General features: G+C 67.4%; 11 protein-coding genes. 7 read left to right on the top strand and 4 right to left on the bottom strand.

The window, feature by feature from the left end; all coding sequences use genetic code 11:
- The first annotated feature begins 33 nt into the window (after positions 1 to 33).
- From ACZ7CF_RS34455 to ACZ7CF_RS34425, 7 genes are all read left to right on the top strand, one after another.
- Complete coding sequence (locus ACZ7CF_RS34455) at positions 34 to 459, top strand: DUF6292 family protein (protein ID WP_470371688.1); 426 nt, start codon at positions 34 to 36, stop codon at positions 457 to 459.
- Positions 460 to 641: 182 nt separating this feature from the next.
- Complete coding sequence (locus ACZ7CF_RS34450) at positions 642 to 1,082, top strand: hypothetical protein (RefSeq protein WP_470371687.1); 441 nt, start codon at positions 642 to 644, stop codon at positions 1,080 to 1,082.
- A complete protein-coding gene (locus ACZ7CF_RS34445; RefSeq protein WP_470371686.1) occupies positions 1,079 to 2,149 on the top strand; it encodes a C40 family peptidase in 1,071 nt (356 codons plus the stop codon). Before ACZ7CF_RS34450 ends, ACZ7CF_RS34445 begins: the two co-directional genes overlap by 4 nt.
- Before the next feature lie 124 nt (positions 2,150 to 2,273).
- Entirely contained in the window at positions 2,274 to 3,434 is a 1,161-nt protein-coding gene (locus tag ACZ7CF_RS34440) for a hypothetical protein (RefSeq protein ID WP_470371685.1), read from the top strand.
- Positions 3,435 to 3,991: 557 nt separating this feature from the next.
- Complete coding sequence (locus ACZ7CF_RS34435; RefSeq protein ID WP_470371684.1) at positions 3,992 to 5,029, top strand: hypothetical protein; 1,038 nt, start codon at positions 3,992 to 3,994, stop codon at positions 5,027 to 5,029.
- Between the two features lie 92 nt (positions 5,030 to 5,121).
- Positions 5,122 to 5,667: a helix-turn-helix domain-containing protein gene (locus tag ACZ7CF_RS34430; RefSeq protein ID WP_470371683.1), complete on the top strand. Its 546-nt coding sequence runs from the start codon at positions 5,122 to 5,124 to the stop codon at positions 5,665 to 5,667.
- A 291-nt stretch (positions 5,668 to 5,958) separates the two neighbouring features.
- A complete protein-coding gene (locus ACZ7CF_RS34425; protein ID WP_470371682.1) occupies positions 5,959 to 6,330 on the top strand; it encodes a DUF6355 family natural product biosynthesis protein in 372 nt (123 codons plus the stop codon).
- A 378-nt stretch (positions 6,331 to 6,708) separates the two neighbouring features.
- Here ACZ7CF_RS34425 and ACZ7CF_RS34420 read toward each other — a convergent pair whose 3' ends face one another.
- Genes ACZ7CF_RS34420 through ACZ7CF_RS34405 form a run of 4 tightly spaced genes read right to left on the bottom strand, consistent with a single transcriptional unit; the run spans position 6,709 to position 10,773 of the window.
- Entirely contained in the window at positions 6,709 to 7,788 is a 1,080-nt protein-coding gene (locus ACZ7CF_RS34420) for a DnaB-like helicase N-terminal domain-containing protein (protein ID WP_470371681.1), read from the bottom strand.
- Positions 7,785 to 8,030: a hypothetical protein gene (locus ACZ7CF_RS34415; RefSeq protein WP_470371680.1), complete on the bottom strand. Its 246-nt coding sequence runs from the start codon at positions 8,028 to 8,030 to the stop codon at positions 7,785 to 7,787. Before ACZ7CF_RS34415 ends, ACZ7CF_RS34420 begins: the two co-directional genes overlap by 4 nt.
- Positions 8,031 to 8,041: 11 nt before the next feature.
- Positions 8,042 to 8,308 carry a hypothetical protein gene (locus tag ACZ7CF_RS34410; protein WP_470371679.1) on the bottom strand — a complete coding sequence of 89 codons (267 nt, stop codon included), beginning with the start codon at positions 8,306 to 8,308 and terminating at the stop codon, positions 8,042 to 8,044.
- Complete coding sequence (locus ACZ7CF_RS34405) at positions 8,305 to 10,773, bottom strand: DnaB-like helicase N-terminal domain-containing protein (protein ID WP_470371678.1); 2,469 nt, start codon at positions 10,771 to 10,773, stop codon at positions 8,305 to 8,307. The genes ACZ7CF_RS34410 and ACZ7CF_RS34405 overlap by 4 nt, the downstream gene beginning before the upstream one ends.
- Positions 10,774 to 10,821: the final 48 nt, after the last annotated feature.

Here is a 10,821-nt window from a genome sequence, read left to right as displayed (position 1 = left end):
CGTTGAACTGATCGCACGAAAGGAAGAACCCGCATGACGAAACAAGATCATGACCGACCCGAAGCGTCGGCTCACGCGCAGTACCTGCAGGCCGTCGTGACCGAACTGCACAGCCTGGACGTCGCTGTCGCCGACGTCGTGGTCGAGTCGGTACCACTTCGGCGTGGCCGGATGACCATCACCGAGCCAGCGCCCGCGGGCACCGAGGCTGATGCCGAGTGGGTGCGGCTGATGTGGACAGAGCGACAGGGCTGGTCCTGGCAGGTGTGCTTCGAGGGTGAGCAGCCCCGCGTCCCCACCTACTTCGGGCTCGCGCTCGTTCCGCCGCCGAGGCAAGTCGCCACGTGGCTGGTGGTGGCGTTGAAGCATCCGGCGGTCGAGCCGACTCGTGAAGCCGACGCTCTCGACCGCACGAGGTTGGAGGAGGACTTGCTTGCCTACACCTCGACCGCGACGTGAGCGCCGCGTGCGGCACGTCGGGGGGACGACCGCACGCCACCAGGACCACCGGATGATCGAGGGGGACGATCATGGCTCTACCAGGTTCCACACGTTCCGCACTGCTCGTCACGCTTGCCGCGTGTGCGCTCGCGGCGTGCTCGCGGGATCCTGCTGGCACGGCACTCGACACGCCGCCGCCCGTGCCCGCAGCGACGCCGGCGGCGGTTCCGCAGGAGGTGCAGAAGGTCTGCTCGGATTTCGCGGCGGCTTCATTGGCCTTCGACACCACACGGGACCAAGGTCCGGGGCTCGCACGTCGGCGTGCCGCCGAGCGGTTCGGCACGCCCGAGCTCGCATCGCGCCTCAGCGCCGAGGGCCGCAGCGCGACGTGGGCGATGGTGGCGGCCCGTCGCGGGCGTGTCGAGGTCACCACAGTGCCGGTGCGCGACGACCCGCCGACGCCGCGTGAGGGCAATGCGGGCGCCGGGGTGGTGGCCACGCGGGTCGCGGTCGGGGACGCGGGCTGGCGCCAGGAACTGTCTACTGTGGTCGTCTACTGCGCGTTAGGCCGTGCAGATTCGGGCTGGCGGGTCACCGACGTACGCCTCGCGGACTCCCGCTCCGGCGAGGAGTTTCCGTGAACACCGGCAACAAGCTCGGGTTCGCGGCGTTGCTGCTGCCCGCGGGGATGATGGTGGTGATCCTCATGACGCTGATGATCGGTGCGCAGAAGAACTCGACGACCGCGACGGCGTCCCGGGGCGGTCTGGACTGGAGCAGGATCTCGTTGAGCTGTTCGGGGGTTCCGGCGTGGGCCTGCGGGCCGTTGCAGGACGCTGCCACGAAGTACCCCAAGCTGCCCGCACCGATTCTGGCCGCGCAACTGGAGGTCGAGAGCGGCTGGCGGCTGGATGCGCACAACGACGGCTCAGGCGCGGACGGCCCCGCACAGTTCCTGCCGTCGACGTGGACGGAGTGGGGCCGCGACGGTGACGGCGATAGCCGGGCCGACCCCCGTAACGGCGCTGACGCCATCGCCTCGCAATCGGCCTACATGGACTACCTGGTCTCGTTCGTGGAGAAGAGACCGGGCCTGGTAGGCGATGTGATCAGCTTGGCGCTGGCCAGCTACAACGCAGGTCCGGGGCATGTTCTTGACAGCGGCGGAGTCCCGCCGATCACGGAGACGCAGGACTACGTCCACAAGATCCGGCAACTCGCGGTCACCAAGTACGCGCAGGTGCTGCGGGGGACCGGAGAGGCCAAGGAGGTCATCGTCGCGGCCGCCGCTCACGTGAACAAGACCATGTACTCGTGGGGTGGCGGCGGGCTCGAGAAGCCCACGCTGGGCATGCCGCCCGACACCCACGTCGTCGGCTTCGACTGCTCGTCGCTGATGCGGTACGCGTTCTACGTGGGCACATCCGGGCAGATCGAGCTGCCCCGCGTGGCCGACGCCCAGTACAACAGCACCCGCGCACAGACCGTGCGCGCCGACCAGCTACAACCCGGCGACCTGCTGTTCTGGGACTGGAACGACGATGGCGAGAAAGACCACGTCGCCCTCTACATCGGCGATCAGCAGATGATCGAGGCACCGCAGTCCGGCCAGCTAATTCGCCAGATCTCCCTGCAGGCCAAAGGAGGCCGATGGGTCGCCACCCGCGTGTTCGGTGGACCGCTGGACACGAACAGGTCTAAAATCTGACACCGCTGGGAAGCCAGCCCACCGCACGACCGCTCCTGAGCAACAAGCACCTCAGCAGGAGCACAGGATCAGCCCCCGCTTCCTGATTCAACCGGACGCCGTCCGCACAGAACAGGAAGTCGTCATGACCGGACCCGCCAGAAGCGCTGACATCGTGTCATTCGCCGGCCTCCCGGAGATTGCCCCGCTGACATCCAGTGAAGTCGACCGGCGCATCCAAGGTTTGGTCGACGATGTGTACCGCGATGCACCCGTCGCTGTGACCGTCGTGTACTACCGGGAAATCGGGGCGCGCCACGCCGAAATTTTCACCCAGCGCCTGCTCGACGCTCGTCGCACCAACCCGCAGCACCCGTTCGATGCGGCCACCGCGGTGCGCGACTTCCTCCGCAACAGACCGGAACCCCGGCTCGGCGACCAACTGTCACTTGCTCAACAAAGCTACGTCGCCGCGCTCTGTGACCATCTTGCGCTGCAAGCGAACCGGTACGACCAGTACCTCTCGACCGCGCGTAGCGTCGGACTCGACAGCGCACACCTCGAACAGGACGGCTTGCTGCCGACCACGGGACTGTCGCTGCAGGACGTCGCCGAACTCGCTGACCAGATGCGCGGCGTAGCTCGTACGCTGGCGCAAGCCACACGCGTGCTCAGCCCGGCCCTGCACGCCTACGACGAGGCCGAAGCCGAGCGCCAACGGGTTGAGCGAGCTGCCGGCAGACTCGCCGCGTTGGTCGACAAGCTCGCAGTAATCACCGCCGTACCCCAGTTGGACCGCAGCACGGCGGCGGGGCGACAGATCAGCGACACCGCGCGCATCGCCGTCCAGATCGGCCAAGTCCAGGGCGAGACTCCGTCCGCGATCACACAACTCGACGACAACCGAGCCAAGGTTCTGCGTGACCTGCTGCCCGACGTCACTCGGCACGACAATCCCCGGCCGAAAAGATCCGGTGGCTCTAGACAGATTCCCAGCAAGTTGTTCGACGCAGCCGAGCGCGTCTTTGCTCGGATGAGTCACCACAATGGCTCACAGGAGAAACTCACAAGTGCCGCCATGCGCCGTGATCTTGTCGCGATCGCGGAGCTGCACGCAGCCGATCCCTCAACCGTACTCACCTTGCCTCCCGTTCACGCGGGGCTCGTTCGCGAGATCGTTGAAGCGGTCAAATCCTCACCCAATGTCGCCCCGCCAGCCGAAAAGAGACACCTGACCTTGGTTCGCCCTCATGCTCATCCGGACCGGACCTTGCCCGCAACGAACGCTGGCCACAGACGTGGCTGACTCACCAGCAGCGCGACGCCTGCCCCGTACCGCTTGACGTTCAGGCAATCCGCAACCGCACGTCCGTCATCGGCTGGAGAAACACGTTCATGCCTGTCCTCCGAAAGATCCGGAACCCCGATTGTGAGGTGGCACCCTGTAATCATCGGCGCATAGGTTTCACGCAAGCCCAACAGATGGGAAAACTGCAAGCTCCCCATAGCAATCCGTGACGCGGGAACTGATCGACCGCCACGGTGGAAACAGTCGGGGCGCTCACAGTCATCCAGGCCATGCTTACCCTCCGACCTCAGACCTGACCTAGCTGGGAAGCCAGCCCATCGGAGTACCGCTCCTGTCCAGTGCAACACAGGGCGGGAGCACGATCAGCCCCCGCTTCCTGATTCCGCCCGGACTACGTCCGATCAGAACAGGAAGTCCTTATGACTGACCCCATTGGCGGATCCGCCGTCGTGCCGTTCGCTGGGCTACCGGCAATCCAGCCGCCAGCGCCCGAACCCTTGGCCCAGCGTGTGAGGAGCATGCGGGCGAAACTGACCAGTGACGCTCACGACTCAATGATCGATGCCCACTATCGCAACGCCGGCGAGGACCACGCCGAACTGTTCATCGGGCGCCTCGTCGACGCTCGGCTAACGTCCTCGCCTGTGCAGCCGCTCGATGTCCGCGGCGTCCTGGATGCGTATGAGCGCGCCGTGCAGCAGGGCTCGGCGCAGAACTTCGTTGATCAACTCGACCAGCAGCACTACGTGGCGGGGTTGTGTGAGTATCTGGCCATCCAGGCAACGCGGTACGACGAGGCCGTCGCGAACGCACGCGAGAACGGACACAGCGACCTACGCGCGCTCGACCTGGACGGCTCGATCTCCACCGCGGCGCTGCCGCTGCGCGACGTCTCCGCGCTCGCGGAGGACATCCGCGAGATCGCGCGCGGCCTCGCGGCCACCGAAGGGCTGGTCATCCCGGCCTTACGCGCCCACGGCGAGGCCCTAGCCGAACGGCAACGAACGCAGGAAGCAGCCGACCGGCTCAAGGTCCTGATCGACGAGTTCGCGATTCTCACCACCCTGCCTCAGTTCGACCGAAGCCAGACGGACGGGCGAGCGATCAGCGACACCTCGCGCGCCGCCGCCCGCATCGCCAGGATCCAGGCCGAGACCCCGTCCGCGATTGCCCTGCTTGACAGCGGCCGGGCCCGCTTCCTGCTGCTCCTCGTGCCCGACGCCTCGTGGCACGACCAGCCTCGCCCGAGCGGCGACGACCCCACGCACCCGCCCAGCGCCTTGCGTCGCGCAGCAGACCGGTACCTGCATCGGCTTACTCACCCCACGGCGCCGCGGGGCGAACTTTCCGAGGCGGAGAAAAACGCCCGCAACGAGATGTCCAGGGAAATCGCCAAGCTGCACGCGCGCGATCCCGAGGTTGTGCGCACGCTGCCACCGGTGCAGGCGGGACTCGTGCGCGCCATCGCGGCCGCTGTCAGCCAAGCGGCCCCACCCGCCGCCCAGCCGAGCAGGCCGAAGCTGACCGTGGTGCGTCCGCGCGTCGACGTGGACCCGACCATCTCGGGCGGTTCAAGCCGCTCTCGTAGCTGAAGAACCCGTCACCGCGCCGGCTTGTCCAGCGTCACTGGACGCTCGAGGCGACCGTCCGCGCGAGACCATCACTATCCAGGGGGAACACGTTCATGCCCGCCCGCCGAGAGGTCCCGAACTTCGATCGCAAGGCGATGATCCGCCACCGGCAGCGCGCCGGCCTCACGCAGGCCGAACTCGGCGAGCAGATTCATGCCGCCAACGACGCGGTGTCCAGGTTGGAGCGTGGAGTCACACCGATCACCGCGCGCGTTCTGCGCAGCGTCGCCGAGGTCCTGCGTGTGACTCCCGCGCAGCTGCAGCACCCGCTGACCGCACCTCCGACGCTGACGAACCTGCGTGAGCTGCGTGCGCTGACCCGCGCAGAACTCGCCCAGCGGCTGTGGATCACCCCCCAGCGGCTCGCATGGTGGGAAACCGGTGCGCTGGGAGCACAGGAGGAAACAGGGGAGTTGCTCGCCGCCAACCTCGGCATCGGCACCGGCTCGATCGCCACGTTCGAACGCACGGGTGTTCTTCCTGTGCCGATCCGCACCCGGCTCGCCCTCGCGCTGCGTGTGCAACCTGGACTCGTGCAGGCCGCCTTCGCCGCGTCCCGCCGTGCCCATCACGTGCGCCCCCTCGCGGCCACAGCGTGACGACCCGGGCAGACGGTGACAGCAAGCCCTGGTGATCCGGGTTCAGTGTGCCGCGACTTCCCGCCGGAGCCCTGCCCCGGGCCGTGACAATACGCATTCGCACCACCGCATTACGCGACAACGACGCCTGACGCGCTCGTGACCACGAGGCAAATTCGGATAATTTCCGCCGTATCTTGACCACAGCGAAGCTCCTCGGCTTTTCTTGGAGCCGCACGCGGGAAACCTTGCGCAAATTGCCAACAGTCGCGCGCCGTCCCGCTATATCAGTGACGCACTCGGGGGAAAACAATGAAGACTTCCATTTTCGGCCGAGCTGCGGCCACGCTCGCTGTCGCCGCTGCTCTCGCCGCAGGATTCGCCTCGACCGCGTCCGCCCAGGTGTACGGGCGGACCGCCATCGAGCAGCAGGGCCTCGGCTCTGGCGGCAGCTACAACGCCGCGAGCTGCGGGTTCTACTTCTCCGGCTGGGACACCAACGAGAAGGCCTACTACAACCACTGCAGCCCCTACGACACCCGCATCAGAGTGCGGTTCAGCTACTGGCCGTTCGCCAGCTACAAAGAGATCAACATCATGGGCGGGGTCACGAACCTCACGGACCACTGGGCGCTGCAGGGCCGGGGCAAGGTCACCTACGCGTGCGCGATCGGCCACTGCTGACACAGACCGACGTTCCCAGAGCAGCCAGAAAGGAGGACATTACGTAATTAAACCGCCAGTACCCCCTCCCTGCCGGATGTTCACATGAACTCGCGGCGAGGCGGCCCACACTTCCGAAACCTGCCGGTCGAAGTGTGGGCCGCTATCTCATATCTGGAGCCGGATCCCGCTCTTCGGCGCGGAATCCGGCTTTCACGTTGCCGGCTTCTGGCGCACGGGGCTCCTGCGTCGGCCTCGTCAAGGCTCGGCCGGCAAGCACCGCCGTGCGCGCACCATCAACCCAGGCGCATCGCCAAGTCAGGCGCGCGGCGACGATCTTGGACATCGTCGAGGTCGAATCCGCGGACGAGCTCCGGAGAGGAGCAGGTCCGAGTGTCGTCAGCTGCGGATCGTGGCCACTGTAGGCCCGTACTCGGTCGCGGCTCGCCTCCGCGCTTGGTCCACCGCGTTGGCCGCGTGAGGCGGTACTCGATCAGCGCGAGCGTCCGGCGCCAGGTCGTCAGCCGCTCGGGCGCGGACCGATGCTTCGTTGTACCGCGTCCACGCCGCACGTGCGACGACGACGATGGCGAGCGCGAGATCGCCAGGAGGCTCGCGGGTCATGGCCGTCAGCTCCGACACGCTCACCGCGGTGGGGGTATGGATCTCCGACTCCCAGGCGACGGTGATCGGCACGAGGCCACCGTGGCGCTCGAACACGCACTGCATGGCGTACCAGGTCGATGCGTGCTTCGCCGAGCCGAAGTCCTCAGGCTGAAACAGAGCAAGGAGGTTCCTGTCCCGCGCTGAAGGGTCGATCAGCATCGCACGGATCAGCACCTGCTCTTGGCGGTAGACGAGCTGTTTCGGAAGTGGTGTAACCGGATCCGCCACGTCGGACGCCGAGGCGGCTCCTGGGCGGGCGTGGCTGGAGCTCTCTTCACGCGCGTTGCGATAGACGTTGCTCAGGACGCGCTTGCGGTCGGCTAGCTCCTGCGAGGTGAGGCTCTCGGCGCCGAGGTCGCCGGTGATGCCGATGCTGGGGGTCGCCGGCCGGATCCCTAGCTCCTCAAGGCGGCGCCGAGCGGCTGCCTCGCGCACGACGAGCTCGTACACCGCGGCGTCGAAGATGTTCGTCGGCGCGGCTGCGAGCACCTCGTGCATCAACCGGCGTGGGTTCACGACGTCTGTTTGACTGAACCGCCGGGACTCCACGGCCTCGGCGACGACCTCGGCGTTTGCCAGAACCCGTGTGGGAACTGCCGGCGCGAGCGCGACATCAGCAGGATCGGGAGCATGCCCGGACTCGCGCTGCACGCCCAGTACTGCGGCCCAGACCGCCGCGTGCTCAGGGTAGGTGAACTCCTCGGTCCTCAACGCGGCTGCGCCGGTAGCCAGCTCAGGTTGTTTCACGACGGAGCCGAGCACGGCCCGCTCCGCGTGCCACACAGCACTTGCGACGATCACAGGCCCGGTCATGACGACGACGCCAACCGGGCGCGCGCCACCCTCTCGAGGGACGCGGTCATGAGCATCTGCATCCGGTCAAGCTCGGCGCCGGTTTCGCGCGTCACGGGCCGGTACAGGTCGTCATCGACGTGAACAACCCACCACCGGTGCTCGACCAGGACCGCCTCGGCGACACGGTGCCGTTCTCCGCGGCCCTCGTCGACCAGCACAGTCATCTGCGCGCGGCTCATCGACTCGACGTCGCTGACCACCGGGTACCTCCTCATGTCTGCTGAACGGGTTGATCGGCGCCCTCGTCGCCGGCCGCGAAGAGCGCGTCGAAGGCTGTGGCTGCGGCCAGTCCCTCCGTCAGTTCGGCGGCGAGCTCCGCGGACGCCTCCTGAAAGACGTGCTCTCCCTCGCGGATCGTGAACCACGTGCCGTCGAGCAGCACGGCTTGAGGAACCAGGCGGCCAGGGCCGAGCTCGTGGGTCCATCGCTGAGCCCGGCCTGCGGCGATGTGCGCGTCCATGGCGGCGCGGGTGATCATGCTCGGGGCCCTCCGGTTCGGGTTGGCGGCTCAACGGGGTGAAGCCGTGGGGGATGTGCCTGCGCACTCGCACGCACCGCGCTGATCTGTTCGAGGTGTCCGGCCGCCGTGTTCGCATGGGAGCGGAGGTTCCGCACCTGCTCCTTCGCCTGTGCGATCCCGGCCTCGGTCGGCACCTTTGACGTGTCGGCGAGGGCCACGAGTGCGCTCTGCACGTCTGCCTTGGCACGCGCCAACGCCGTGGACACCAGCAGTCCCAGCGAACGGCGGATCTTATCGGGGTTGACCTCTGGCGGCGCCCCCATGCTCGCGAGCTCCTTCACACTGGGCATCGGATGGTGCGCGAACTCCGGGTTGCGGGTCTCCCAGTGCACCGCGACCCAGTTCACCGGTTCCCCTCTGCTGTGCACGTCCTTGATCGTCCGCCACAGGTTCGCGTGACGCTCACTGCCGAAATGCTCAGGCTGCAGATCCAGGACCGCTTGTGGGATCGACGTCATGTGCCCGGCATGCAGCGCCAGATGCAGGATGTGCCGTTCGGCGCGGTGACGCAGCGGTGCCAGCACCGGCCGCAGCGGATCGGGCATCCGCCACGACCGCGACGCATCCACCACAGCCGACGCAGCCCGCCGGCCTTCGGCGTCCACACCAGTCCGCCGCACCGCGGAAGCCAGCTGCGCCGACATCGCATCAAGCTGTCCGCCGATCGTCGTCAGGGTCGCTGCCAGGTTCCGCGCCGAACGCGCCGAGCGGTCTGGTATCAGGCGATCTGGGGAGATCAGCGGTGTTGCGCGATCCATCTGCACGGCCATCGCCGCCAGCCGCCGCGAAAACCCTGTCTCCCACACCATGCGCACCAGGTGTGACTGCGCGGCAGGATCGAACACGCCTCGGAACGGAACACTCGCCGCAGGCGCGGCCGCGTTGATCTCGGCCACCACCCGCTGAATATCCCTCTTGGACAGTCTGTGCGGGACAACCGATCGGTTCAGCGCGTCGAACAGTTTGAGGTGGTTCTCGTGCGCCCTGGTCAGGCGCTTGGCTTCTGCCGGCACGGATGCGACGTCGTAGAGCCCGCGACTGCGGTTCAACACCCGCAGCGTCTCGTACACCACGCGCATCTCGGGATTGGAAAAGTCACGGGCGCCCAGAATCTTCTCGATCTTCCCGATCGCGGTCGGCGCGTAGAGCAAGCTGCCCAACAGCGCCTGTTCGACTGGCAGGTCAGGATCGAACTGAGTTGCGGTCTCCGTGGGCGAGTCGGTGCCAGAGGCCTTCGTGGCTTCGGGGGCCGAGTCCGAGGCCGCTGCCGATGTACCGGCTCCGGTAGCGGCCTGGGCAGTCTCCTGGGAGACAGCAGTCGAAGCGGATGCTGCTCCGCCACGGTCGCGGTCAGCCCACTGCTGCGCGGTGACGAACACCCCGGTAATACGTGCCCTGGCCAGCTCAACGGGGGTGCTGGCGATCCTGTTGATCTCGCGCGCAATCGCCTCCAGCTTCCCTGCAGGTGAGGGACCGCCGGCCGCGGTGTTCATCTGGCTCTGTACCCCGCGAGCAAGCAAACGGTCATCGAGCAAGTCCGAGAGTTGCCGCAACCGTGCCGCGGTATGCAGCGGAGTCGGGTCGGTGCCCACGATCGTGCGCGCGAACTGCATGACGGGGAAGGTGTCACGGTCCGAGTGATGCTCGACCAGGAGGATGGCCATGCTGAGTACACCCCTCAGCAGCACGTTGCCGGGATCGGTCTGACGTAGCTCGTCGAGCTGCTGCCGCCAGGTGATCGCGAGCAGCCCGCGGGTCCGCAGATGATGCTCCTGCAGGTCCAGCGGAAAGCGCTCGTCGGCGAGCTCGGGGGCGGGAGGGGGAGGCGCCTGGTTGATCGCGGGCATCAAGTGGTTCGTGACGAGAAGGTCGAACTTGCCGACGGCATCGGCACGCGCGGACGCCACGAGGTCGTCATCGCCCGCGGTCTCGGCATCCGTAGTCCCGGCGCCCAGGTCGATGACCTCGACCAGGTCGAATCCGCCGATCGCGGCCATCCGATCAGCGACTGTGTCGAGGTGCGCGGCCGTGACCTCGATGCCCAGACCACGCAGCGCCGATCCGATCACCCCGTCGTCGCGGGCACGCTGACGTGCCTCGGCCGCGATCGCCCGCAACGCGACCGCCATGTCGACGCCGTGTCCCTGGGACAACTGCTCCCGTGCGCTGTGCTCGGCGCTGTCCGGATCGCGGACCAAGCCTGAGACGTGGTCGGCGAAGACGTCCCCGAACAGGTCCCACGCAGCATCCGGTGCCTCCGTGCCCGCTGCCGCGGGCACCTCTGACTCACCGGCGCCGCCCGCGCGCGATACCGGCACCGTGGCTGTGGCCGTCAGGTCTGGCGCAGCGCGTCCGTCCACGGGATCTCGGGCGCCGTCCTCCGGCGCCGGCATCACGACCGCCGACTCGATGGTCTCTGTCATGGACTTCCCCCTGATCAATCCGTGATAGTGCGCGGCGACCGCGCCCGT

It is taken from the genome of Lentzea sp. NPDC036955, from assembly GCF_055608005.1.
This window is presented reverse-complemented; position numbering and strand designations above follow the sequence as displayed.

What these genes read in the sequence shown, in the direction of transcription:
- ACZ7CF_RS34455 (WP_470371688.1), top strand. Translation starts at nt 34, where the DNA reads ATGACGAAACAAGATCATGACCGACCCGAAGCGTCGGCTCACGCGCAG.
- ACZ7CF_RS34440 (WP_470371685.1), top strand. Translation starts at nt 2,274, where the DNA reads ATGACCGGACCCGCCAGAAGCGCTGACATCGTGTCATTCGCCGGCCTC.
- ACZ7CF_RS34435 (WP_470371684.1), top strand. Translation starts at nt 3,992, where the DNA reads ATGATCGATGCCCACTATCGCAACGCCGGCGAGGACCACGCCGAACTG.
- ACZ7CF_RS34430 (WP_470371683.1), top strand. Translation starts at nt 5,122, where the DNA reads ATGCCCGCCCGCCGAGAGGTCCCGAACTTCGATCGCAAGGCGATGATC.
- ACZ7CF_RS34425 (WP_470371682.1), top strand. Translation starts at nt 5,959, where the DNA reads ATGAAGACTTCCATTTTCGGCCGAGCTGCGGCCACGCTCGCTGTCGCC.
- ACZ7CF_RS34420 (WP_470371681.1), bottom strand. Translation starts at nt 7,788, where the DNA reads ATGACCGGGCCTGTGATCGTCGCAAGTGCTGTGTGGCACGCGGAGCGG.
- ACZ7CF_RS34410 (WP_470371679.1), bottom strand. Translation starts at nt 8,308, where the DNA reads ATGATCACCCGCGCCGCCATGGACGCGCACATCGCCGCAGGCCGGGCT.
- ACZ7CF_RS34405 (WP_470371678.1), bottom strand. Translation starts at nt 10,773, where the DNA reads ATGACAGAGACCATCGAGTCGGCGGTCGTGATGCCGGCGCCGGAGGAC.